The 24816-nt window shown below is 64.4% G+C and carries 21 protein-coding genes; 7 read left to right on the top strand and 14 right to left on the bottom strand.

The features are described 5' to 3' along the window. Positions 1-8 precede the first annotated feature (8 nt). Entirely contained in the window at positions 9-929 is a 921-nt protein-coding gene (locus tag P353_RS22600; protein ID WP_034374767.1) for a LysR family transcriptional regulator, read from the bottom strand. Positions 930-1100: 171 nt separating this feature from the next. Here P353_RS22600 and P353_RS22595 point away from each other — a divergent pair, with 171 nt between their 5' ends. From P353_RS22595 to P353_RS22580, 4 genes are all read left to right on the top strand, one after another. Next, a complete protein-coding gene (locus P353_RS22595) occupies positions 1101-2111 on the top strand; it encodes a Bug family tripartite tricarboxylate transporter substrate binding protein (RefSeq protein WP_034374765.1) in 1011 nt (336 codons plus the stop codon). Positions 2112-2288: 177 nt separating this feature from the next. Further along, positions 2289-3905 (top strand): gamma-glutamyltransferase family protein, encoded by a 1617-nt coding sequence (locus tag P353_RS22590; RefSeq protein ID WP_034374764.1) that lies wholly within the window; start codon positions 2289-2291, stop codon positions 3903-3905. Positions 3906-4101: 196 nt separating this feature from the next. After that, complete coding sequence (gene sigJ, locus P353_RS22585) at positions 4102-5025, top strand: RNA polymerase sigma factor SigJ (protein ID WP_034374762.1); 924 nt, start codon at positions 4102-4104, stop codon at positions 5023-5025. A 238-nt stretch (positions 5026-5263) separates the two neighbouring features. Next, positions 5264-5749, top strand: coding sequence for a carboxymuconolactone decarboxylase family protein (locus P353_RS22580; RefSeq protein ID WP_034374760.1), 486 nt, complete (start codon positions 5264-5266; stop codon positions 5747-5749). A gap of 216 nt (positions 5750-5965) precedes the next feature. Here the strand turns inward: P353_RS22580 and P353_RS22575 are convergent, their stop codons facing one another. From P353_RS22575 to P353_RS22555, 5 genes are all read right to left on the bottom strand, one after another. Continuing rightward, entirely contained in the window at positions 5966-6949 is a 984-nt protein-coding gene (locus P353_RS22575) for a Bug family tripartite tricarboxylate transporter substrate binding protein (protein ID WP_196354036.1), read from the bottom strand. Positions 6950-7041: 92 nt separating this feature from the next. Continuing rightward, positions 7042-8250 (bottom strand): tricarballylate utilization 4Fe-4S protein TcuB, encoded by a 1209-nt coding sequence (gene tcuB, locus P353_RS22570; RefSeq protein ID WP_198529118.1) that lies wholly within the window; start codon positions 8248-8250, stop codon positions 7042-7044. 3 nt (positions 8251-8253) lie between these two features. Continuing rightward, positions 8254-9705: an FAD-dependent tricarballylate dehydrogenase TcuA gene (gene tcuA / locus P353_RS22565; protein ID WP_034374758.1), complete on the bottom strand. Its 1452-nt coding sequence runs from the start codon at positions 9703-9705 to the stop codon at positions 8254-8256. Between the two features lie 290 nt (positions 9706-9995). Beyond that, positions 9996-11381: a GntP family permease gene (locus P353_RS22560; RefSeq protein WP_034374756.1), complete on the bottom strand. Its 1386-nt coding sequence runs from the start codon at positions 11379-11381 to the stop codon at positions 9996-9998. Positions 11382-11693: 312 nt separating this feature from the next. Further along, the gene (locus P353_RS22555) at positions 11694-12632 is read right to left on the bottom strand and encodes a LysR substrate-binding domain-containing protein (protein WP_034374754.1); all 939 of its coding nucleotides are present in this window, start codon (positions 12630-12632) and stop codon (positions 11694-11696) included. Positions 12633-12685: 53 nt separating this feature from the next. Here P353_RS22555 and mnmA point away from each other — a divergent pair, with 53 nt between their 5' ends. Further along, complete coding sequence (gene mnmA, locus P353_RS22550) at positions 12686-13816, top strand: tRNA 2-thiouridine(34) synthase MnmA (RefSeq protein WP_034374751.1); 1131 nt, start codon at positions 12686-12688, stop codon at positions 13814-13816. A gap of 14 nt (positions 13817-13830) precedes the next feature. Here mnmA and P353_RS22545 read toward each other — a convergent pair whose 3' ends face one another. The 4 genes from P353_RS22545 to P353_RS29350 form a co-directional block, all read right to left on the bottom strand. Further along, positions 13831-15027: a hypothetical protein gene (locus tag P353_RS22545; protein ID WP_034374749.1), complete on the bottom strand. Its 1197-nt coding sequence runs from the start codon at positions 15025-15027 to the stop codon at positions 13831-13833. Positions 15028-15045: 18 nt separating this feature from the next. Continuing rightward, positions 15046-16965: an ATP-binding protein gene (locus tag P353_RS22540; protein ID WP_232776820.1), complete on the bottom strand. Its 1920-nt coding sequence runs from the start codon at positions 16963-16965 to the stop codon at positions 15046-15048. A 21-nt stretch (positions 16966-16986) separates the two neighbouring features. Beyond that, the gene (locus P353_RS22535) at positions 16987-17679 is read right to left on the bottom strand and encodes a LuxR C-terminal-related transcriptional regulator (protein WP_034374745.1); all 693 of its coding nucleotides are present in this window, start codon (positions 17677-17679) and stop codon (positions 16987-16989) included. A gap of 61 nt (positions 17680-17740) precedes the next feature. Then, positions 17741-17959, bottom strand: a complete 219-nt coding sequence (locus P353_RS29350; protein ID WP_155500078.1) for a hypothetical protein — start codon at positions 17957-17959, stop codon at positions 17741-17743. Here P353_RS29350 and P353_RS22530 point away from each other — a divergent pair. Further along, a complete protein-coding gene (locus P353_RS22530; protein ID WP_034374743.1) occupies positions 17958-18650 on the top strand; it encodes a TerC family protein in 693 nt (230 codons plus the stop codon). The two genes, P353_RS29350 and P353_RS22530, sit on opposite strands and share 2 nt — an antisense overlap. Positions 18651-18725: 75 nt before the next feature. On the opposite strand, the gene P353_RS22525 is transcribed toward P353_RS22530, so the two are convergent. The 4 genes from P353_RS22525 to P353_RS22510 all read right to left on the bottom strand — a co-directional run bounded on the left by P353_RS22525 (position 18726) and on the right by P353_RS22510 (position 24067). Next, positions 18726-19151, bottom strand: coding sequence for a barstar family protein (locus P353_RS22525; RefSeq protein ID WP_003072350.1), 426 nt, complete (start codon positions 19149-19151; stop codon positions 18726-18728). A 145-nt stretch (positions 19152-19296) separates the two neighbouring features. Further along, positions 19297-19716, bottom strand: coding sequence for a ribonuclease domain-containing protein (locus P353_RS22520; RefSeq protein WP_003066953.1), 420 nt, complete (start codon positions 19714-19716; stop codon positions 19297-19299). A gap of 177 nt (positions 19717-19893) precedes the next feature. Beyond that, positions 19894-21384, bottom strand: a complete 1491-nt coding sequence (gene putP, locus P353_RS22515; protein ID WP_034375169.1) for a sodium/proline symporter PutP — start codon at positions 21382-21384, stop codon at positions 19894-19896. Between the two features lie 160 nt (positions 21385-21544). Then, on the bottom strand, positions 21545-24067 hold the full coding sequence (locus P353_RS22510) for a transglycosylase domain-containing protein (protein WP_052084981.1): 2523 nt from the start codon (positions 24065-24067) through the stop codon (positions 21545-21547). Between the two features lie 212 nt (positions 24068-24279). On the opposite strand from P353_RS22510, the gene P353_RS22505 reads away from it, so the two are divergent. Beyond that, a complete protein-coding gene (locus tag P353_RS22505; protein ID WP_034374741.1) occupies positions 24280-24765 on the top strand; it encodes a glutathione peroxidase in 486 nt (161 codons plus the stop codon). Positions 24766-24816: the final 51 nt, after the last annotated feature.

The following is a 24816-nucleotide window of genomic DNA, read 5'->3' as shown; positions in this document are numbered from 1 at the left end:
CCTTCGCTTCACCAGGCTGCGGGCAGGCGCAGCTGCAAAAGCTCCAGAAAGGACTGCGCCGCATGCGGCAGCGTGCGGCCGGCCAGGGTCTGCACCTCGATATCGCGCAGATCCATGCCGCGGTCGCTGAGCGCCACGGCCACGAGCGCGCCTGTGGCCACCATGTCGCGGGCGGCGATTTCGCTGGCCACGGCGACTGCTGCGCCCTGGGCCGCAAAGTTCAGCAGCGTCTTGCCGTGATTGCTCTCCAGGGCCGGTGCCAGCATCAGTCCCTGGCGGCTGCAGGCTGCGTCCAGCAACTGGCGCACGGCGGTGCTGGGCGGCGTCAGTGCCAGCGGATAGCGCACCAGCCTGGCCAGTGCCACGCTACGCTCCTGCGCCAGCTCATGGCCGGATGCCACCAGCGCCAGCACGGGCGCGGCCACGCGGCAGGCGACTGCGATGCCGGGCTCGGGGGCCCGGCTGAAACACAGGCCTATGTCGGCGATGCCGGTGCGCACGGCACCGGAAACCTCGTGCGTGGGAAGCACCGTCACCTCGAAGACGATGCCGCTGTGCTCGCGCTGGAAGGCCGCGCACAGGCGCGGCAGGAATTCGCTGGCGAAGGCATCGGAGCTGGCAATGCGCACCTTGCCGCTGCGCAGGCCCTGCAGGGCCTTGATCTCGTCCAGCGCGCGCTCGGCGTCCAGCCCCGCGCGGCGCGCATGATCGGCCAGGATCTCGCCGGCGGCGTTGAGCACCATGCCGCGCGGGTGGCGCTCGAACAGCGGCGTGCCCAGCCGTGCCTCCAGCGCCGCGATCTGGCGGCTGATGGCCGAGGCCGCCACATGCAGCCTTGCCGAAGCCTCGCTCAGCGAGCCGCATTGCGCGACTTCGTGAAAGTAGCGCAGCGCGGTGTCTTGCAGCAGCAGATGGCGGGACTCGGGCATGGCAGGCGGTGGAGGTAGAGCGCCATTGTGCCCGGTTTGCTGTTTTGGCAACGATGGCTTGCAAATTTGCCGATAGCGGCAAATGCCTCGGCTTTTTAAGATGTCCCGTTCGATGGTTGCCGGGCAGCGGCGACCCCTTTCGAACAAGCTGCCATTTCACCGGGAGTTGCCATGCGGGCACGGTTTACTGTTTCAACGACGCGCCGCCAGTGGCTTCAGGCTGCTGCGGCCGTGGCCGGCGGCTTGCTGGCCTTGCCGGCCCTGGCCCAGGGCGAGGCCGCCTGGCCCGGCCGACCGGTGCGGGTGATCGTGCCGTTTCCGGCCAGCGGTGCCACCGATCTGGTGGCACGCGTGATCGCGCAGCGCGTATCGCAGGAGCTGGGCCAGCAGCTGGTCATCGACAACCGGCCCGGCGCCGGCGGCACCATAGGCACGGCCGAGGCCGCCAAGGCGGCGGCCGACGGTTACACCCTGCTGTTCACCACCAGCAGCACGCATGCGATTTCGCCGCATCTGATGCCCAGGCTGGCCTACAAGGCGGACAAGGACTTCAGTCCCATCGCGCATACGGCGGACGCGGCCAGCGTGCTGCTGGTCACGCCCTCGCTGCCGGTCAAGAGCGTGCAGGAGCTGATCGCCTATGCCAAGGCCAACCCCGGCAAGCTCAACTACGCCACCAGCGGCAACGGCACCATCGTGCACCTGAACACCGCCGCCTTTGCCGCGCAGGCCGGCATACAGCTCGCCCATGTGCCCTACAAGGGCACGGCCCAGTCGATCACCGATCTGGCGGCAGGCCAGGTGCATCTGCTGTTCGACTCCATTCCCACGGGCATGCCCCATGTGGCCAGCGGCCGCTTGCGCGCCCTGGCCGTGACCGGCGACAGGCGCAGCACGCTGGCTCCGAATCTGCCCACGGTGGCCGAATCGGGCCTGCCGGGCTATTCCTCGGTCACCTGGTTCGGCCTCTACGGCCCGGCCGGCATGAAGCCCGAGCTGGTCGGCAGGATCAACCAGGCCTTCAACCGCGCCATCCAGAATCCCGAGGTGATCGCCAGCCTGGCCAAGCAGGGCGTGGAGCCCGCCAAGCCGCAGACGCCAGGGCAGTTCGCCGCCATGGTGCAGGCCGACAGCGCGCGTTGGGCCAAGGTCATCAGGGACAACCACATTACTTTGGAATAAAACACCCCCTGAGTCGCTTCGCCTGGGCGGCCCCGCGCCTTCCCCCTGACCGGGCGTCCTCTCTCGCTGCGCGGGAGGGGGCCACGCCCTCGCTGCAGGGCGGCCCTTGCTCGGCATGCGCCGTTGGAGGTGCCAGTCTTATGCGCAGCGCACTTGAATCACTGATCGGACTTAGATATGACCAACCTCGTCAAGGACTGGACGCTTCCCTATGCCTCGCACCGCTCGCCGGTGCTGGGGCGCAACGTGGTCAGCACCTCGCAGCCGCTGGCCGCGCAGGCCGGCCTTTCCATGCTGCAGGCCGGCGGCAACGCCGTGGATGCGGCGCTGGCCGCGGCGATGACGCTCACGGTGGTCGAGCCCACGGGCTGCGGCATCGGCAGCGACGGCTTTGCCATCGTCTGGGACGGCAAGGAGCTGCATGGCCTCAACGCCTCGGGCCGCTCGCCTGCGGGCTGGACGCCCGACTACTTTGCCCAGCTGGGCGGCATACCGGAGAAGGGCTGGAATGCCGTGACCGTGCCCGGCGCCGTCTCGGCCTGGGTGGCTCTGTCCAAGCGCTTCGGCAAGCTGCCCTTCGCGCAGGTGGCCCGGCCTGCGATCGACTATGCGCGCAACGGTTTCGCGGTCTCGCCCACCATTGCCACGCTGTGGGAGCTGGGTGGCAAGAAGCTGGGCGACCAGCCCGGCTTTGCCGAGTGCTTTCTGCCTGGCGGCCGTGCGCCCCGGGCCGGTGAGGTGTTCAGGAGCGACGCCCATGCGCGCACGCTGGAGGAGATTGCCGAGACCCTGGGCGAGTCCTTTTACCGCGGCGCGCTGGCGCAAAAGATGGCCGCGCATGCGCGGGCCTGCGGCGGCGTGATGAGCGAGGAAGATCTGGCCGCGCACCAGGCCGACTGGGTGGGCACGGTGTCGCAGAAGTTCGGCGACTCGGTGATCCACGAGATCCCGCCCAACGGCCAGGGCATTGCGGCGCTGATGGCGCTGGGCATGCTCGACGAGCTGGGTGCGGGTGGCGATCCGATCGGATCGCAGCCGCTGGACGGCGTGGACAGCGTGCACCTGCAGATCGAGGCCATGAAGCTGGCTTTTGCCGACCTGCACCAGTACAACGCCGACCTGGACCACATGCGCGTCACTCCCGCCCAGCTTCTGGATCGTGGCTATCTGCGCGAGCGCGCCCAGCTCATAGACCGCGAGCAGGCCAGTGCACCCACCTACGGCGCGCCCCGGCCCGGCGGCACGGTCTATCTGGCCGCGGCCGATGCCAGCGGCATGATGGTCTCCTTCATTCAGTCCAACTACATGGGCTTCGGCTCGGGCGTGGTCGTGCCGGGCACGGGCATCAGCCTGCAGAACCGCGGCCACGGCTTTACCACCGAGGCCGGTCATGCCAACCAGGTCGGCCCGCACAAGCGCCCCTCGCACACCATCATTCCGGCCTTTGCCATGCATGCCGACGGCACGCCGCAAATGGCGTTCGGAGTCATGGGCGGCCCCATGCAGAGCCAGGGCCATCTGCAGATGGCCCTGCGCGTGCTGCGCTACGGCCAGAACCCGCAGGCTGCGGCCGATGCGCCGCGCTGGCGCGTGACCGGCGGCAAGGGCGTGGCCGTGGAGCCGTCCTTCGATGCCGGCGTCGTCGAACAGCTGCGCGCACGCGGCCATGAGGTCAGCGTGGAGGCCGGCCATGGCGTGTTCGCCTTTGGCGGCGCCCAGCTGGTGCTGCGCGACGGCGAGCATTACATTGCGGGCTCCGATCCGCGCAAGGACGGGTGCGCGGTGGGGTATTGAGGTCCCCCCTGAGCCGCTGCGCGGCTTCCCCCAGAGGGGGACGACGGCCTCGCTGCGGGGCGGCCCTTGCTTGCCGTCCCTGGCTTGAGCTCTGCCTGTTTTGGCTGCGTTGTCACAAAAGCTGCGCGTTCTGCGTCTAAGGCTTGGTGCCTGTCACACTGGGTGGCTGGCCCGGCCTATTTGCAGGAGACATCACGTGAGCCCCACTTCCCACGCTGCGCCGTCCGCCGATGCGGGACTGCAGGAATTCGAGCGCCATCGCCCGCGCCTGTTCGGGCTGGCCTATCGCATGCTGGGCCAGCGGGCCGAGGCCGAGGATCTGGTTCAGGATGTCTGGCTGCGCTGGCAGGACAGCGAGCGCGCCGCGATTGCCCTGCCCGAGGCCTGGTTGGTGACCACGGCCACGCGGCTGGCCATAGACCGGCTGCGGCGCCTGCGCGTGGAGCGCGAGCACTATGCGGGCTTCTGGCTGCCCGAGCCGCTGGTCCAGCCCTGGAGCGAGGCCGCTCCCTCGGCCGAGGAGCTGCTGGAGCAGGCACACGATGTCTCCACGGCGCTGCTGTTCGTGCTGGAGCAACTGACGCCCGAGGAGCGCGCGGCCTTTTTGCTGCGTGAGGTCTTCGATGCCGACTACGCCGAAGTGGCCCAGGCGCTGGGCCGCAGCGAGGCCGCCTGCCGCCAGCTGGTGCATCGTGCGCGTGCCCATGTGAAGGCCGGACGGCCGCGATTCGAGGCGCCCGCACAGGCCCATGCCGAGCTGCTGCGCCGCTTTGCCCAGGCTGCGCGGGGCGGCGATCTGGCGCAGATCCAGGCGCTCTTCGCGCCCGACGCCGCGCTGATCAGCGACGGCGGCGGCAAGGTGGCATCCTTTGGCCGCGTGCTGGAGACCGGGCGTCGCCTGGCGCTGCTGTATTTCGCCACGGCCCGGCGCCTGCGCCGCGACGGGCAGGATCAGACCCTGCATCTGGCGCGTGTCAACGGCCTGCCGGGTCTGGTGCGCTGCGTGGACGGCCAGGTGGAGTCGGTGCAGACGCTGCTGGTCGAGGACGGACTGATCCGGCGCATCTACACACTGCGCAATCCGGACAAGCTGACCCGCGTGCTTGTGCCGGGTGCCTGATTGCCTGATGGGCGACGTCCGTCGCAGAAGGCGAGAAAACAATAGCTGTTACCGCATGTCAATCAACAGATTCAGATAGTTTTATTGCTGAGTTTGTTTTGTGACAAGCGATAGAAGCTATGTTTATTGATAGTCCAGTGATAAATGGCGGCACCTGTCACAAACCGAGCTGCTGCCGCGTCTAAGAGGTATGGGCCGGCCGCAGGGGCGGGCCTGCAATGCCTCAAGGAGTATTCACATGGCCGACATCGCCAATCCTATTGCCATCCCCACGCCGCGCCTGGACTTCCGTGCGCTGGCCCCCGAGCTCTACAAGGCGCAGGCCGGCCTCAACGCCCAGATCGCGCGCTCCAGCCTCGGTGTGCAGCTGCTGGAGCTGGTCTATTTGCGCGTCTCGCAGATCAACGGCTGCGCCTTCTGCGTGGACATGCATGTGCGCGAGCTGCTGTCGCGCGGTGAGGATCTGCAGCGCATCAACAGCGTGGTGGTCTGGCGCGAGGTGGACTTCTTCGAGATGCGCGAGCGTGCCGCGCTGAACTGGGCCGAGCGCTGCACCCAGCTGAGCCAGGCCCATCCCGGGCAGCAGGACTTCGAGGCCCTGCGCCCCTACTTCAGCGAGCGCGAGATCGTGGAGCTCAGCTACGCCATCGGCTGCATCAATGTCTGGAACCGTCTGTGCGTGGGCTTTGCGGCACCGGTGGAGAAAAAGGCCATCACCGTCTGAGCTGCTGCTGCACGGCTTACCCGTGGCACGGCGCCCGTTGCACGGCGCCCTCTCTCGCTGCGCGGGAGGGGGACGACGGCCTCGCTGCGGGGCGGTGCGGCCGGCGAGGTGCGGCCAGCGAGGCCCTTGCTCACCGCCCTGACCTGGATTGCGCCCAATTCACGCGTTATGCCATCGGTGCGAGCGGGCTTGTGCTCTCAGATCGTGAACACGATCTCAGTTCTGGGTGATCTTGCGCTCCTTGACCACCTTGCCCCATTGCTCGTATTCCTTCTTCATGAAGGCCGCGAACTCGGTGCGCGTCGTGGGCTGGGGCGTCAGGCCGTGGACCTTGAGCGCCTCGGCCACGCCGGGGTCCTTGAGCACCTTGACGATCTCCTGGTTCCAGCGGTCCAGCACCGGCGTGGGGGTCTTGCCGGGGGCGACGAAGGCATACCAGTTCAGTGCCTCGAAGCCGGGGAAGCCCGCTTCGGCCACGGTGGGGATATTGGGCATGTAGGCGGGGCGCGTCAGGCCCGTGGTGGCCAGCGGAATCAGCTTGCCGCTCTCGACATGCGGCAGGGCCGTCGGGGGCGCGGCGAAGTAGGAGGTGACGCGCTCGCCCAGCAGGTCCTGCAGGGCCGGCGCGCCGCCCTTGTAGGGCACGTGCACCATCTCCACGCCGGCGCGCTGGTTGAACAGCTCGCCCGCCAGGTGCGAGGCCGAGCCCGCGCCGGTGGAGGCATAGTCCACGCTGCCGGGGCTCTTCTTGGCCTTGGCCACGAACTCGGCCAGGTTCTTCACGCCCGCGCCCTTGTGCACCACCAGCACATTGGGGAAGTTCACGCCGCCCGAGATGGGTGCCAGATCGGTGAAGGGGTTGTAGCCCACCTTCATGATGTGGGGCGCAATCGTCAGCGGGCCGATGGAGCCGAACAGCAGCACCGAGCCGTCGGCCGGGGCCTTGGCCACGAACTGGTGGGCGATATTGCCGCCCGCGCCGCCCTTGTTGTCCACCACCACGGTCTGGCCGATGTTCTCGCCCAGCTTCTTGGCAATCATGCGCGCCGCCGCGTCGGCGGCGCCGCCTGCGGCAAAGCCCACGACCAGCGTCACGGGCTTGTTGGGCAGCCAGTCGGGGGCGGCCTGTGCCGCCGAGCCCAGGCTCAGCAGGCAGGCGGCCACGGCCGTGGCGCGCAGGAAATGGCGTTTGTTCATCATGGGATGTCTCCTTGGTCGGAAAGGAATGCCGGTATCCCGGCTGATTTTTTTTGAAAGCAGGCACGGCGGGCGTGCCTGTCATGGGGCTTCGCTCAATCAGCGCCCAGGCCGATGGGGCTGGGCTCGCGCTTTTCGGTGTTGTGGCGCAGCAGCGCAGCCGTGCGGAACACGCCGTGGGCAAACTTGCCGTAGGGCAGGGTGGCAAACAGCGCGATCACGGCGCCCAGGTGCAGGCACAGCAGCAGTGCCAGAGCTGGCGTGGCGCGGCCCAGCCATAGCGCCAGACCGCTGGCGGCCACGAGGAACAGCAGGGCGATGAAGCCGAGGTCCATGGGCTTTTGCTTGGCGTCGCCATGCAGCGGATGGCGGGCGCGGTTCAGCATCCAGAGGCCGGCCGTGCCAATCATCAGGCTCACGCCGCCCAGGGCGCCCAGAATCTTGGGCAGGCTGGGCAGCTCGTAAGGCGCGGGCAGATCGAAGACATAGTGATAGACCGTGGCCAGGCCCGTGGCTGCAAAGCACAGCATGAAGCCGTAGAAGGTCAGGTGGTGGAAGCGGCGGCGCTTGAGCGTGTACTCATCGTCCTCGTTGTGACAGCCGTCACCGTGGCCGCCGTCCAGGTATTTCAGGCGCAGCACGTCCTGCGTGGCTTCGGCAGCGGCCGGGCCGCTGACATCCACATTGCTGGTGGCAGGCTTCACGTCCTGCCAGAAGCGGCGCACGCCCATGAACAGCGCGAACACCACGAACAGGAACACCGGCGCAAAGATGCCGACCAGCAGATTGTGCGGAAACAGGTTGTAGAAGTTGTTGCCCAGATTTCCATTCCACAGCTGGCCAATGCCGCCTTGCGCCGCGACGGCCAGCGCCAGGAACAGGAACAGGCCGGCGACCAGTGCCAGGGACAGGGTCAGGCCGTTCTTCTGGTACAGCTTGCCCATGGCGGGCGGCCAGGCATAGTCGGCATAGGTCTGGCCGCGCACCTCGGCCATGGCCTTGGGGATGTTGATGCCGAATTCGTGCGGCGGTGCGTACTGGCAGGCGTGCAGGCAGGCGCCGCAGTTGTGGCAGAGATTGGCCAGGTAATGCACATCGGCCTTGCCGAACTCAAGACGGCGCGTCATGGCCGGGAATACGGCGCAGAAACCTTCGCAATAGCGGCAGGCATTGCAGATCTGCATCACACGCGCCACTTCGCCTTCGGCAGCGGTTTCCGTTGGGGCAGGGAGGATGGGGATGACCTTGCCGGTGGCCAGGGTCCGGGCTTCCTTGCCCAGTTCTTGCAGGGATTGGATGCTCATGATTCAGACCTCGTCCTTTACGGCGCCATGGATAGCGGGTTTGCCAGCAGCCGCCAGCGCGGCATTGCGCCCGGCAATGCGGCCAAAGGCCGTGCCGATCGACATGCCCACACCGGCCGTGTAGCCCTTGCCCAGTACATTGCCGGCCATCATTTCGCCGGCCACGAACAGGTTGCGGCTGGGCTGGTCCTTGAAGCGCACGGCAGCCGTATCGTCCACCTTCAGGCCCAGATAGGTGAAGGTCACGCCGGGGCGCAGCGCATAGCCGTAGTAGGGGCCGGTATCGAGCGGGCGCGCCCAGTGCGTCTTGGCCGGGGCCAGACCTTCGGTGTGGCAGTCGTCCAGCGCGGTATGGTCGAAATGGCCGACCTTGCAGCTGCCGTTGTAGGCATCGAGCGTGGCCATGAAGGTGTCCACGTCCAGACCCAGCTTTTGCGCCAGCTCGGGCAGGGAGTCGGCCTTCACGCCGGGGAACACCGGCGGCATGAAGCGGCCTATGGCCTTGCTGTCGATGATGGAGTAGGCGATCTGGCCGGGCTGCTGGGCCACCAGACGACCCCAGATCGCATAGCGCTTGGGCCAGAAGTCCTCGCCCTCGTCATAAAAGCGCTGGGCATCGCGGTTCACCACCACGCCCAGCGAGACGCAGTCGATGCGCGTGCAGATGCCGCCGTCGTACAGCGGGGCGCGGGCATCGATGGCCACCATGTGCGCCTGCGTGGGATCGCCCAAGCCGTCGGCCTGCTGCACTTCCAGCATGTGCTTGAGCAGCACGCCCTGGTTGAAGGCCGTGCCGCGGATGATGAAGTTGTCGGCCGGCCATTCGCCGCGCTCGTTCTGGCCCCAGGCCTCGCGCAGCCATTCGCGGTTGGACTCGAAGCCGCCCGCCGCCAGCACGCAGCTTTTGGCCGTGATGCGCTGGCTTCCGTCCTTGGTCTTGACCCATGCAGCCTGGAACCGGCCGTTCTCGATTTCGAGCTTGTCCACGGGCGACTCGTAGCGGATTTCCACGCCCAGCTTTTCGGCGCTGCGGAAATAGGCATTCACCAGCGCCTTGCCGCCGCCCATGAAAAAGGCATTGGTGCGCGCCACATGCAGCGCGCCCGACAGCGGCGGCTGGAAGTGCACGCCATGCCTGCGCATCCAGTTGCGGCAGGTCGAGGAGGCGCGGATCACCATGCGCGCCAGATGCTCGTTGGTGATGCCGCCCGTGACCTTGAGCAAGTCCTGCCAGTACTCTTCTTCGGGATAGGCCTCGACCAGCACGTCCTGGGGAGCGTCGTGCATGCAGCGCAGATTGCGGGTGTGGCCGGAGTTGCCGCCGCGCCAGGCGCGCGGAGCGGATTCAAGCAGCAGCACGCGGCTGCCGGCTTCGCGTGCCATCAGCGCGGCGCACAGGGCGGCATTGCCACCACCGATGACGAGTACATCGGTGTCAAAGGCTTCAGTTTTCATGATGGGCTGCCACGGGGCGATGCCTGCAGCGGTTCAACGTGGGTGGATGTCCTCTGTCATTTCCGCTGCCGGAGCGCGGTTGACAGGGTCAGATTGGAGTTGAACGCCACTGTAGTGAGCACCGCCTCACCCGTGCAGCGGGGTTGGGGGATGGGGGTATCACCAATCGTGATGGATTGGTTGTGCCGCGGGCGCAAGCCGGCGCGATGCGGTCATGCGCCACGGACTGCGGCCCGGCGGCAGGCGCTAGGGCCGCTGCGCTGCAGCCCCGGTGGCCGGGACGGCCGGCCTCAATGCACGGTGATGAGCGCGTTGAAGAGCAGCACCATGATCAGGCCCACCACGGCCACGATGGACTGCACGACCGAGATGGTCTTGGTGGCTTCGCCCATGGTCATGCCGAAGGATTCCTTGACCATCCAGAAGCCGGCGTGGTTGGCATAGTTGAAGAACAGCGAGCCGCAGCCGATGGACAGGGCCAGCAGGGGCAGGTTCAGGCTGGGGTCGGCCCCCGCCAGCGGCGCGAGCAGGCCGGCAGCGCCCACGATGCCCACGGTGGCGCTGCCGGTGGAGACGGACAGCAGCATGGCGATCAGCCAGCCCAGGATCAGCGGCGGGAAGGCGAACTGCTGGGTCAGATGGACGATGGCATCACCGACCTTGGCACTGGTCAGCATCTGCTGGAAGGCGCCGCCGCCGGCAATGATCATGATGATGGAGGCAATCGGCTTGAGGCTCTTGCCCAGCGCGTCGCGCAGCTTTTCGGTGTCGCCGCCACGGGCCATGACCAGGGCCACGATGGCGAACAGCACGCCCAGCAGCATGGCGATCAGGGGATTGCCCAGGAAGCTGGCCACATGCATGGCTGCCGCGTCCTTGGGCAGCAGCATTTCGGCGACGGCATGGATCAGCATCAGAATGGCGGGCAGCAGGGCCGCCAGCACGCCCAGGGCGATGCTGGGCTGCGGGCCGGCAGCGGCTTTCTCGGTGATGGTGAACTGGTCGAGCAAGGCCTGGTCGGGCTTGGTGCTCATGCGCGGGGCGATGAACGCGCCATAGAGCGGGCCGCCGAGAACCATGGCCGGAATGGCGGCCAGAAAGCCGTACAGCATGGTCGGGCCGACCGTGGTCTTGAGGGTGGCGATGGCGGTCAGGGGGCCGGGGTGGGGCGGAACCATGCCGTGCATGGCCGCCAGTGCCGAGATCACGGGCACGCCGACGTAGACATAGGCCGAGCCCTTGAAGCGGGCCTGGCCCTCCAGCTTGCGCGCCACGCTGAAGATCAGCGGCAGCATGACCACCAGGCCGACTTCGAAGAACATCGGGATGCCGACGATGAAGGCCACCAGGGTCATGGCCCAGGGGATCATGCGATCGGAGGAGTGCCTGAGAATGGCTTCGGCGATCTGCTCGGTGATGCCCGCATCGGCCAGGATCTTGCCCAGCATGGCGCCCAGCGCGATCACGACGCCTACGGCGCCCAGCGTTTTGCCCGCGCCGTTGGTCAGCTGCTTGACGATGGCCTCCGGATCCATGCCGGTGGCAAAGCCGACGCCGACCGAGACGATGAGCAGGGCCAGCAGCGGGTGCAGCTTGATGCGCGAAACAATCAAGGCGACCAGCACCAACACGCTGACCAGGGCGGTCAGCAGCAGCTGAATATCTAGAGATGTCATAAATGAACCTTGGTTTTGGCTGGCTGTCCTGAAGCGCACTTCACATCCAGCACGAGGCAAGGCTCATATTAAAAAAGCGCACTCGCACCCGCTGTAGGCTGGCGCCGTCGGCGTGGTGCAAGTTGGATGTCGAGATGCGGCCCAGGGGGCGCAACAGCAATGTTGTAATGAAGATCTAGGTTTGCCATGAGGTATGAGCTTCACATGGCAACAAAGTTGCTGTGGAAATTACGTAAGGCCTGAGCCCTGATGTCCCGGCATCGCCTATGGCCGGCCAGCTTCGCATTCATCCTCTGCCCGGAAGATGAGGACTCAGTCCGTCAGCGATGCTCCCCGCCAGACTCCGGAATGCACCAGTTGCCTGGCGCAGTCCATCAGCACCACACGTGCCGCCAGGGCAGCGGGCGAGAGCTCGTCGTCCGACAGGCTGCACAGCGCGGCCTTGCGCCGCACCGAGTCATCGGCGATTTGCGACCACTGGAAGCGCTCGGCCGCATCACGGTACATGCCCACGGCCGACCAGGGCTGGACCGTGGCGCCCATGCCGGCAGCGACCGCTTCCATCAGCAGGGACAGCGAGTCGATTTCCATGGCCATCTGCGACTGGAAACCGGCGCTGGTGAACGAGGCCATGATGGAGCTGCGCAGGCCGTGGCTGCCCGAGGGCAGGATCAGAGGCACTTGCTGCAGCTGCTCCAGGCTGATGGGCACTTCATGCTGGATCTGCGGCGCCACCGGTTGCTGGCGCGACTGAATCAGAAACAGCTGCTCTTCGAGCAGCGGCATCACGCTCCATCGCCGGGCGCTCTGAGTATCGAAAAGGATAGCCAGATCCAGCTGTCTGGCGTTGAGAAGACTGGTCAGATGCCCCGAGAGGGCTGACACCATGTGCAGCCTCACATCGGGGTAGCGCTCGCGCATGGCTCGCATCAGCGGCAGGCCCAGCACATTGGCAATCGTGGGGGACAGGCCCATGCTGACGGCACCCGACAGCCGCGCCTGCTGGGCAGCGTGAATGGCCTGCTGGGCATGGCGCAGGGTCAGCTGGGCCTGGTGGAAAAAGGCCTGGCCGGCCTCGGTGGGGATGACTCCGCGTGGTGTGCGCTGCAAAAGCCGGGTCGAGAGTTCTGACTCCAGGCGGCTGATCTGCTGGCTCAGCGCCGACTGCACCATGTCCAGATCCAGCGCCGCCCGGCTCATGGAGCCCAGTTCAACAATTCGTACAAAGTAGCGCAGCTGGCGCAGTTCCATGGCAAATCCTCACGCCCGCAGCAGTTGACGGGCGCTGGGATAATCGCATACCTATGAGCAACAAGCAGCGTGTCGTGGTGGGTTTGTCAGGCGGTGTGGATTCCGCCGTCACCGCCTATCTCCTCAAACAGCAGGGCCACGAGGTCGTCGGCATCTTCATGAAGAACTGGGAAGATGACGATGACAGCGAGTACTGCTCGTCGAATATCGACTTTGTCGATGCGGCGGCCGTGGCCGACGTGATCGGCATCGAGATCGAGCATGTGAACTTTGCCGCCGACTACAAGGACCGCGTGTTCGCCGAGTTTCTGCGCGAGTACCAGGCCGGTCGCACGCCCAACCCGGACGTGCTGTGCAATGCGGAGATCAAGTTCAAGGCTTTCCTCGACCACGCCATGCGCCTGGGAGCTGAGAAGATTGCCACCGGGCACTATGCGCGCGTGCGTCAGAACCCCTCCACCCAGCTGTTCGAGCTGCTCAAGGGCCTGGACAACAGCAAGGACCAGAGCTATTTTCTGCACCGCCTGAACCAGGCTCAGCTGTCCAAGGCCTTGTTTCCCGTGGGCGAGCTGCACAAGACCGAGGTGCGCCGCATTGCCGAAGAAATCGGTCTGCCCAATGCCAAGAAGAAGGATTCCACCGGTATCTGTTTTATCGGCGAGCGTCCGTTCCGCGACTTCCTGAACCGCTACATCAGCAAGGAGCCGGGTCTCATCCTGGACGATCGCAACCGCAAGCTGGGCAAGCATGTGGGCCTGTCCTTCTACACGCTGGGACAGCGCTCGGGCCTGGGCATTGGCGGTGTGAAGGAAAAGGGTGCAGCCCGTGGCGCGGGCGACCATGCGCCGTGGTTTGTGGCACGTAAGGAGCTGGACAAGAATATTTTGCGCGTGGTGCAGGGCCATGATCATCCGCTGCTTCAGTCGCATGCGCTGTTGGCCGATCAGGTCAGCTGGGTGGCCGGCCATGCCCCGGCAGAGGGCAAGGCCTACGGCTCCAAGACCCGCTACCGTCAGCCCGATTCGCCGGCACTGATTTCCCAGGCCACGGAGGCCGGCTTCCGTCTGGACTTTCCAGAAGCGCAATGGGCGGTCACGCCGGGTCAGTCCGCCGTGCTCTATGACGGCGATGTCTGCCTGGGCGGCGGCATCATTGCGCAGGTCGATCCTGCGGCAGCTAGGTAAGCGCTAGGTAATCACTAGTAATCGCGGTTTTCATCAAACCACTGCTGGGCCTGCTCATCCGTCAGCTTCAGGGCCAGTGCCGCAGGCAGTTGTGCCAGTTGCTGCACGGCCAGCCCCAGGTCTTCACGTTCGCTGGTTTCAATGCCCTTGACCGTGTTGAAGCGGGCGGCAAAGGCCGTCAGTGCAGCTTGCACTTGGCCAAGGCTGCTGGCTGCGCCAATTTCTTGTTCAGCCAGCTCATAAGCTGCATGCGCAATCCTGGCACGGGCTGCGGGCCAGCCCGCAAACGGCCGCCCATATTCCTTGGTCCACCATTGAGGCTTGCGCAACTGGCTGACGGATGTGTAGTCAGCCCAGGGCCGTGCCTTGGCGCGGTCCTTGAGTTGCTGGCGCAGGTGTTTGCCAGTGGCTTCTTCCACGTTGTAGGCGATGAAGAAGTCCAGCTCCGGCCAGGTTTGCAGCGCAGGCAGTCCCGACAGATGGCGCATAAAACGCAGTGATAGCGCCTTGAGCTGCGTACATGATGAAAGCTGGTCCAGATCTCTGTGGTTACCCCACAGGGAAAGCGAGTCCAGCTTCGAGAACTGCAGCAGATTTTGCAGCGAAATGGGTTGCTTTCCCGCTCCATTGCGCAGCTCCAGCGTGCTGACCTGTTTCAGGCTGCCCATGTCGGGCAGCTGGAAGGCCTCGTCGGCCGGGTTCTTGCTGGTGGCCGGGCTCAAACTCAGGCTTTCAGGCAGGCCTGCGGTGACGGTGATTTGCTCCAGATTGCCATGCAGATGAAGGCGCATGCCCTGCTGCGGCAGTTTCAGGTGGATGTGGCCCTGATTGCCCGCTTGCAGATGAATGCTCAGCTCGCGAATCTGTGACTGGCTGGCGTCGATATGTACATCCTGCTGCAGCTGTGGGTACCAGCTGAAGTTTTCGACAGCACGCAGCTGCGCCCATGTGAAAAAGCCGCTGTCATTGCCCGTGTAGTAGAAGCTGCGCGGCCAGGGCGAGCCAGCGGGCGTGGCAAAGGGGTCAAAGCAGGACCAGAGCACGCAGGCGTCGACAGGCAGCCACAGGTCCGCTGTTTTCAACAGCTTCCTGGGGCCAAGGGTCAGGCTGCCCTGTCCGGGGCTGGTTTTGAGTCTGTGCGGCGCGTCAGGCGTCAGCTTAAGGGTGAAGACGCCGTCTTCATGCGGTGTTCCGTCGATAAGCAGGGGCATGCAGAAAGCTTAGCGCAGTTACCAGATGCTCTGGGGAGACGGCACGGAGCTCTGTACTTCGGTGTGGCGTTGCACCTTGCCGAACAGTGGCAGGCTGGCCCGCAGCTCGGTGCGGCCGGGGTGGGACTGTATGACCAGGGTGCCTTGCAGGCGCTCCAGTCGCGCCAGCATGCTGCGCATGCCCACGCCCATGCTGTTGATCTGTGTGCTATCCAAATCAAAGCCTGTGCCGTTGTCCTCGATCTGCAGCTGCAACTCCCTGGAGTCGGGAATCTCCAGCCGAACCTGGACTTGGCTGGCGCGGCTGTGCTTGATGACATTGGTCAATGCCTCTTCCAGCACGCGGGTCAGCGTCAGGCACTGAATGGGGCTGGGCGCGTGAGTCCAGTAGGCGGGCAGACACCATTTCACCTGAATGTCCAGCTCCTCGAACAGCCGTGCAAAGCGGTGGCGCAGCGGCGCAATCCATTGCGTGGGTGTCTCGGGGACCTGGATGGCCGCGCTGGTGCCGGTATCAATCATCTGACGCAGGTCGTCACGCATGAGCTTGAGCATGGACAGCACCTGGGCATTGGGCAGCGGGGCGCTGCTTTGCTCGACCAGCGCAATGGAGCGCACCAGGGAGCCGCCCAGACCGTCGTGCAGATCCTGGGAAATGCGCAGACGCTCCTGCAGGCGGGAGTGGCTCAGGGCCAGGTGGTGCTCGCGCTCCAGGGTCTGGCTCAGGTCGTCGCAGGCCTGGGTGACGGTGAGGCTGAGTTCGTGGTTGAAGTGCTCGATGCGGCGCATATTCCGCACGATCTGTCGCCCCAGCAACCACGCGATCACCAGCATGCTCAGCAAGGTGGTGTAGGGGGTCAGCGTCAGATTGTGATCCAGGGCCTTGGTCAGCAGCAGCAGGTCGTGCACGCCGATGCCCAGGTACAGCACGAAGCAGAGGCTGAAAGCGATGTGGGCCGGCGTGCGCGTCTGCAGCGCACGCAGCGGAAACAGCAGGCAGACTAAAGCGCAAAGACAGAACATCAGCAGCCAGATGGCCTTGCTCAGCGCCATCTGGGCGTCCGGCACGGCGAGGGCGAACACGGCGCACAGGCTGCACAGGCCGGTCAGCGCACGCTCCAGACGGATAAGGCTTAATTCGGCAAAACGCAGGGCAAAAATGCAGAAAGTGTAGGTAAAGGCAATGAAAACCAGCAGATTTCCCTTGGCAAAGGCCGGCGTGCTGCTGAAGGGCCAGGGATCAGTCATGACCATAAAGCAGAGCATCACTGCCCAGCACATCAGATTGAGTGCGTACCAGCCATAGAGTTTTTGATTGCGGTTGTGGAGCCAGGCAAACGAAAACAGCAGGCATAGCACCAGGCTGACCGTGATGCAGACCATATAAATGGTGCGTAGGCTCCAGGTGGCCTGTTCCGTCCATTGCTTGAGCTCGGCTGGATGGCCTATGCGCAGCCGCCCCAGGCCTGGCGTCTGGTTGCTGAGTCCGTGGACGCGCACCCAGATGCTGTTGCCCTGTTCCTTGAGCAGCGCCTTGGGAAGCCGCCAGTAGCGTGGCATGTTCCAGCTGCGACTCAGCGGCTCCACCAGCGATTGATCGCGCCAGATCAGTTCTGAATTCACGAACACCTCGCCCGCCATCACGATATTGACGACGGCCAGCGCCACGGGCTGATCGCGCCCGCAGGGGCTCTCCCAATCGATGCGGTACCAGGCTGCACCGTCATAGCCGGGCCAGCGTTGACTCCAGTCATCCAGCCCCGGCACATCCACCCATTGCAGCGAGGCCGCATCGGGAGGAGGCCCCTCGGGCAGTGCCTTGGCCGATTGGCGGGCCACAATGCGCGGTTCACAGAGCAGGTCCTGAGGCCTGAGCTCCTGTGCCCAGGCCACGCCGCAACTCCAGCCAATGACGAGCGCAAATATCAGGCGGAGCATGAGAGCCGACCGCTTGACCATTCAGCTCAGCAAACCGCGTGCCCGGGCCTCGCTGACCGCCTTGGTGCGCGAAGGCACGGCCAGCTTGCGGTAAATGTTTTTCACATGGCATTCCACGGTGTAGCGGGAGAGAAAGAGCGACTCTGCGATCTCCCGGTTGGTCATGCCGTCTGCGACCAGCTTGAGGATCTGGATTTCGCGGACGCTGAGTATGGCTTCAGGCGGCACCTCCTTGTGCGCTTCCGTGGGCTGGGAAGGCTGCAACTCGGCAATGATGCGCCGTGCAATGAAAGGGTCGATGGGGGCGCCACCACGCAGCACACTGCGTATGGACAGGGTGACTTCCAGGTCGTCGCGCTCCTTGAGCACATAGCCGTTGGCCCCGGCACGCAGCGCCGACAGAATGGCGTCCTCGGTGCTCCAGGCGGAGATGACCAGAATGCCCATGCCGGGGTCGGCGGCGCGCAACTGGCTGATCAGCTCTATGCCGCTGCCGTCGGGCAAGCCCAGATCCACCAGTGCCATGGCGACCGGATGCTCCGCCAGCTGGGCACGTGCCTGCCCCAGGGTGGCAGCAAAGATGAGAGCATCATCCGCATATCCGAGGCCATGCAAAATGCTCTCCAGCCGATTGCGGATCAACGGCTCATCCTCCACCACGATCAAGGGGCTGGGGAGAATGGACTCTGTAGGGAGGGAAAAAGTCTCTGCCATATTGTGTGAGGTGCCGCTGGTTTTCGTGTCCCACTGTTACCGAGATCAAGTCGCTTGGCTATCACTGAAAACTGGTAATTTGAGGGGTCTGTGGTGTCTGTCCCGGGGCGCAAGCGAACTCCGTGGCCTGCAATTCCCATGACGTCAGAAGCAATACGCCGACAGCGGCTCCAAGAGGCAGTTGGCTAAACTTCCCTGCATTGATCACGCCTGGCTTTGCAATGCCGGGCGTTTGTCCGTTCAAGGTGCAACGGACAGAGAACTCAGGAATATTTTCCATGGATGCCATGCTCGGTGCCGATTTCTGGATCGGCTTGTTCAAGATCGTCTGGATCAACATCATTCTCTCGGGTGACAACGCGGTGGTCATTGCTCTGGCCGCACGTGGCCTGCCGCCGCAGCAGCAGAAAAAAGCGGTGCTGCTCGGCTCCGGTGCCGCTGTGGTGTTGCGTATTGCCCTGACGGTGGTGGCTGCCAAGCTGATGCAGCTGCCATTCGTTGAGGTGATCGGTGGCCTGCTGCTGCTGTGGATTGGCGTGGGCCTGCTCAAGGCAGAAGATGAAGAGGAGAACTCCGCCAGCGTGGTCAGGCAGGGCATGATGGCTGCCGTTCGCACCATTTTGCTCGCCGATCTGGTAATGAGTCTGGACAATGTGATCGCCGTGGCTGCGGCAGCGGGCGGCGATATGCTGCTGCTGATTCTGGGCCTGGCCATCAGCATTCCGCTGGTCATCTTTGGCTCCACGCTGATGATCAAGCTGATGGAGCGTTTTCCGGTCATCGTCACTCTGGGCGCGGCACTGATTGGCTGGGTGGCCGGCGAAACCATCACCAGCGACCATGTGCTCGAAGGTTTTGTACGGATCAATCCCTGGGCGCATTACGCAGCGGCTGCCTGCGGCGCCATGCTGGTGATTGCAATGGGCAAGTGGATGCAGCTCAAGGCTGGCGCTCAGGGCCGCACTGCCTGAGTCTAGGGTTGCTGAAAGCAAAAATGCCCGCATTCAAGGCGGGCATTTTGTGCTGTGTGCGCCGCAGCAGCCGACCTACAGGAATGAGTAAAAGCAGCGGAAGGGAATCTTGCGCTCTGCCCAGAAGTCCGCAGTATCGCGGAACACGTCCAGCAACTGCTCGCGCACTTCCTTGTCGAACTTGGGAGTGGTCGGAATCTGGTCGAGCACCACCACAAAACCGGGTTGCGGGCCGGATTTGTTGATCGGGTCGGTCATGCAGTCATACAGCGCATCCCAGTTCTTGCCAAAGTGTGCCGGCAGGTAGAACTGGGTGGACAGCAGCTCGAAGACATCGGCCTTGGTCTGGGCATGGGCCAGATTGGCATAGAGGAAATGGGAGCCCAGTGCCTCTGCTGCTGCCTGAAGATCAGGAATGCGATAGGCGCGGATGGATTGCACGATGTTCGGGCGAACATTGCGCAACGGTGTTTCCGAGGGCTTACGAAGTGGCGTGTCCATCTCCGTGATTCTTTCTAAAAACATCAAAACTGGTGGCAGAGTCGGTACTGACAGCGCTGTAGGCTGTCTGCGCAAACCGCCGCTGCGGAATTCAAGAGGTCAAAAGCCGCTGTATGGCGGGCCTGGAGGGCGGCGTCTTTTAACTTCATTGGACGATTTGCTGAAAGCTGTTGTAGTGGTCGCCCGTATAGAAGCAAGCATCGGGCACCTGGGGCTGCAAGCCGCCACAGACTATGCGCCGCGCACCCCGGTTTTTCGCGCCTGGCGTGCGCACGGTGTATTCGCGGTAATAGCCTCTGGCCTGGCGCGGAAGTATGCGCTCACGGTTGCCGAACACCGTGCCGTCCTTGTCGCTGGAGAACGGACCGCCTTGGAGGATTCGACCATAGGTGGTGCGGCCTTCGCGCGGCAGTTCGGCCAGGCTCACGGTCTCAAAGCCGGGAACGGTGGCACCGACTTCGGGCGCTTTTCGCGCCAAAGCCGCAGGGGATGCCAGCGCAAAAGCGGCACCCAGCATCAACGCTAAACCCGTCTGATATACCTTGGCTGCAGCGGCCTTGAGCATTCACTAAACCTTTCAGAATCTCAGGTAATGCCTGAAATTTCGACCCGTAAGTGTGACGGATAGGCCTCGAAAATGCAAGTTGCGCCTATTTTTTGTGCAGCCTGGCGAGCGGTTTTCGACGACAAAAAAGCCCTGGCGGCATGGCCGGGCAGGGCTTGGGCAGGGGCGTGGCAACGTTTATTCGCCGTGGGCAGCGATTTCAGCCTCCACCTCGCGGTGCTTGGCCGTGATCGTGGCCGAAGGAGCTTTGTCCAGCAGGCTGACCACTATGATTGCGATAGCGGACAACGTAAACCCGGGAACGATTTCATAGAGCTTGAACCACTGGTAGTGCTGCCAGACCAGAACCGTGACCGCTCCCACGACCATGCCGGCCAGCGCGCCGTTGCGCGTCATGCGGCCCCAGAGCAGCGAGATCAGCACCAGCGGGCCGAAGGCGGCGCCAAAACCGGCCCAGGCATTGCTGACCATGCCCAGCACCTTGGCCTTGGGGTCCTGCGCAATGAGGATGGCGATCACGGCAATGGCAAACACCATGGCGCGGCCGAACCAGACCAGCTGCTTCTGGCTGGCGTTCCTGTGCAGAAAGGTCTTGTAGATATCTTGCGTGAGGGCGCTGGAGCAGACCAGCAACTGGCAGGACAGAGTACTCATCACGGCCGCCAGCACGGCAGCCAGCAGCACGCCGCTGATCCAGGGGTTGAACAGCAGCTTTGCGACTTCCAGGAACACCAGCTCGTGGTTGCCATTGACGTTTGCCGCAATCTCGGGGCGGCTGGCAAAGAAGGCAATGCCGAAGAAGCCCACGGCCACGGCGCCGCCCAGGCACAGCACCATCCAGGTCATGCCGATGCGGCGCGCGTTGGGAATGGTCTTGATCGACTCCGCTGCCATGAAGCGCACCAGAATATGCGGCTGGCCGAAGTAGCCCAGACCCCAGGCCAGCAAAGAGATGATGGCAATCGCCCCCTGGCCCTTGAACATGTCGAAGGCGCCGCTGCGGGCGGTTTCGATGATCGCCGCGCTGGCACCCACGCCGCCGTCGGCATAGATCACCATCAGGGGCGCCATGACCAGCGCGGTGATCATCAGCGAGGCCTGAATCGTGTCGGTCCAGCTCACGGCCAGAAAGCCGCCTATGAACACATAGGCCATGGTGGCCACGGCCCCCACCCATAGCGCGGTCTGGTAGTCCATGCCGAACATGGACTCGAACAGACGGGCACCAGCGACCACGCCGGAGGCGCAGTAGACGGTGAAGAACACCAGGATCACCAGCGCCGTGACGATGCGCAGCAGGCTGCTGCCATCCTCGAAGCGGTTGGTGAAGTAATCGGGCAATGTCAGCGCATTGCCCACCTTCTCGGTATAGACACGCAGGCGTGCCGCGACAAAGCGCCAGTTGAGCCAGGCACCGATGCACAGGCCGATGGCAATCCACGAGGCCGACAGGCCGGTGGCAAACACGGCGCCGGGCAGGCCCATGAGCAGCCAGCCGCTCATGTCCGATGCCCCGGCCGACAGGGCCGTGACCACCGAGCCCAGACTGCGCCCGCCCAGAATGTAGTCGGACAGGTTGGACGTGGCTTTGTATCCCGCCCAGCCTATGAGCAGCATGCCCAGCAGGTAGATGGCAAAGGTGACTATGGTTGGCGTATTGGCGGTCATGTCGGCTCCGGGTCGGCGCAGCGCTGTCGGCATGTGGGTTTCATGCCCGGCGAAAACAAATCCGCCAGCGGCCTCCTGGTGGGAGACCTGCTGGCGGGTGTCGGTGCGCAATTGGACCAGTTATTCGACAGCCCAGTGGGGCATGTGGCTGAAAACTGCGCTACTGGCTGTCCTGCGGCCCATTCAGCGGTGCCGCTGGCGGCAGCGGTGTGCCTATATCGCTCCAGCTTGACGGCGCGGGGGGTCTGGCCGGAGCCGGCATCATCTCGCCGGGAGCCAGCCCGGGGCTGCTGTCCAGATCGGGCGGCTGGGCGCTGCTGTCGGCAGGCGCCGGCTGGGCGGCGGTCGAGGGCGGTGCTGCGGGCGTGCTCTCTATGATGTCGACCTCGCTGCCATTGCTCCTGTTGGGTGCTGTATGAGCGGGAGCTGTCGGCGTTGTGCGATCTGGATCGTTGCCCTCAGCTGCGGGCCCGCTCCATTCCTGAAGCTTGTCGCGCAGGCGGCCCACCATATCGCTCCACCAGTGGCTGGTGTTGGGCTCGGTGAACCGGGCCTTTGCATTGAGCAGCGGGCTGCGCAGGGCGCGCGACATGAAGTCGCCCACCATGGGCAGGGCGCTGCGTGAACCCTGGCCCCACTGGTCGCTCCTGAGCGTGATGCGCGCATCGTTGAAGCCGGCCCAGGCACCGGCCACGATCTGCGGGTGCATGAGGATGAACCAGCCGTCGGCATTGCCCTGGGTGGTGCCGGTCTTGCCGGCCACATCGGCGCGAATGCCGTATTGCTTGCGAATCGCGCGGCCCGTGCCCTTGTCAATCACGGCGCGCATCATCTCCAGCAGACCGTAGTTCTCTTCCTCGTCCCAGACCTGATCGGGTTTGGGCGGGGTGAATTCGGCCAGCAGCTCGCCGTCGGCATTCTCGATACGGGTGACCAGCTGGGGCGGAATATAGCGGCCGGAGTTGGCAATGCTGCCGTAGGCGTTGACCATTTCCAGCAGCGTGACGGGGCTGGAGCCCAGCGCCAGCGAAGGCACGGGCTCCAGTGGGCTCTGGCGCACGCCCAGACCGCGGGCCAGCTTGATGACGCGGTCCATGCCCACTTCCTGGCCGAGCTCTGCAGTGATGGTGTTCTTGGAATAGGCCAGCGCATCGCTGAGTTTCATGGGCACGCCCGTGGGCTCGACGGCATCGCTGGGGCGCCATACCTCGCCGCCGGGCAGCTGGATTTCCACGGCCTCGTCCTTGCGCGTGTCGTCAGGCTTGGCGCCGCGCTGCAGGGCTGCGCCATAGACAAAGGGCTTGAAGGTGGAGCCGGGCTGGCGACGCGCCTGGGCCACATGGTCAAACGCATCCTGGGCATAGTCGCGGCTGCCCACCCAGGCCAGTACGGCCGAGGTGCGCGGGTCTATGGCCAGAAAGCCGGCCTGCACGCGGGTCTTGTCCTCGCGCAGCTGCCTCATGAAGGCCTTGTCGGCCAGCAGCTTCTTGAGCGCCTCTTCCTCGCTGATGTCGGAAGGCTTGCCACTTCTGGCGAGCTTGCGGAAGGCGTCCGTCTCGCGCAACAGCTGCAGCACCAGCGCGTTCTCGGCGCTCCAGCCGTCGCGGTGGCTCCAGTTGCTGTTGGCAATGCCCTGCAGCGTTTGCATCTGGCGGTTCACGGCCTGCTGCGCCCAGCTCTGCAGGCGCGAGTCCAGCGTGGTGCGTACGATCAGGCCGTCCGTATAGATGTTGTAGTCGTGCTTGTCGGCCCAGGCGATCAGCCATTTGCGCAACTGCTGGGAAAAATGCGGCGCCATGCCCGTGGGCTCCTCCTGGCGCTCGAAGTCCAGACGCATGGGGCGTTTCTTGAGGCGCTCGAACTCATCGTCCTTGAGTTCGCCGCGCTTGACCATCTGGCTCAGCACGGTGTTGCGCCGGGCAATGGCGCGGTCGGGGTTGATCACTGGGTTGTAGTAGGCATTGCCCTTGAGCATGCCCACCAGCGTGGCGCTTTCCAGCACCGTGAGCTTGGCCGCAGGTTTGTCGAAATAGGTACGCGCCGCCATCTCTATGCCATAGGCGTTGTAGAGAAAGGGCACGGTGTTCAGATAGGTTTCGAGAATCTCGTCCTTGGTGTAGAGCGCCTCGATCTTGAAGGCCGTGATCGCCTCCTTGAGCTTGCGGTTCACATTGCGGGCGCGGCCGATTTCCGTGGGGTAGAGATTGCGCGCCAGCTGCTGGGTGATGGTGGAGCCGCCCTGGGGATTGCCGCCCAGCGTATGGATGACCGACCCCACGGTGCGCGTGAAGTCCATGCCATGGTGCTCATAGAAGCGGTGGTCTTCGGTGGCCACGAGTGCCTTGATCACAGCAGGCGAAATCTGCTCCAGCGGCACCCACTGGCGGTTGCTGCGCTTGAACTCGCCGATCAGCTTGCCGTCGGCGCTCAGAATCTGCGCGGGCTGCTCGAGCTTGGCCTTGCGGATATCGCTGATGCTGGGCGTGAACGGAACCAGCACCAGCACATAGACGACAAACAGCGCCGGCAAGGCCGCGGCAAACCACAGCCATTCACGCCGCGTCGGCCAGCGACGCCACCAGGGCAGGGCCGCAATGCGCTGGCCCAGAGTGCTGGCACGAGCGCGCGTCCACGCAGCCGTGGCCTGAGCCACCCATTTTTCTTTCAATTCGTTCAAGGACAAACGCACGTTGCAAGGCAGCCCGCCAAGGGCCGCAAGAAGGCAAGACTGCGAAGAATGCCCAAAAAACAGGCGCTCTGCTTGCGGGGATCGGTTTTTCTATGGTCGCAGCCCCGGTATTGTCTCCGTGGCGTGGCGGTGCAGGCTTGTTTCCAGTGGTGAGATGTTTTGCCGACTGCCTTAAGCTTGGGGCTTCACTTTGGCGGGAGATCAGCATGGCAAACAGCGTTTATGACTTTGAAGCCACCGACATCCAGGGACGCAGCGTTCCTCTGTCGCAGTACCAGGGCAAGGTATTGCTGATCGTGAATACCGCCAGTGCCTGCGGCTTCACGCCCCAGTACAAGGGGCTGCAGGCACTGCACGAGCAATATGCGGACCGGGGCCTGGTGGTGCTGGGCTTTCCCTGCAACCAGTTCGGTGCCCAGGAAAAAGGCTCGGATGACGAGATCGCGAGCTTTTGCGAGCTGAACTTCGGCGTCAGCTTCCCGCTCATGCACAAGATCGAGGTCAACGGCGATGGCGCGCATCCGCTGTACCGCTGGCTCACCTCCGAAGCGCCGGGCGTGCTGGGCACCAAGTCCATCAAATGGAATTTCACCAAATTCCTGGTGGGCCGCGACGGACAGGTGATACGCCGCTATGCGCCCCAGGACAAGCCCGAGAAGTTGGCCGGCGATATCCAGGCGGCTCTGGGTTGATGGACTTGCAATCCATAGCTGCCAGCGCTTGCTGGATCAACGCTGCAGCCG

Source organism: Comamonas testosteroni (assembly GCF_000761245.1).
In the GTDB taxonomy this organism is placed as follows: domain Bacteria; phylum Pseudomonadota; class Gammaproteobacteria; order Burkholderiales; family Burkholderiaceae_C; genus Comamonas; species Comamonas testosteroni_C.
The sequence above is the reverse complement of the archived record's forward strand: the minus strand, read 5'-3'. Positions and strand labels throughout refer to the sequence as shown.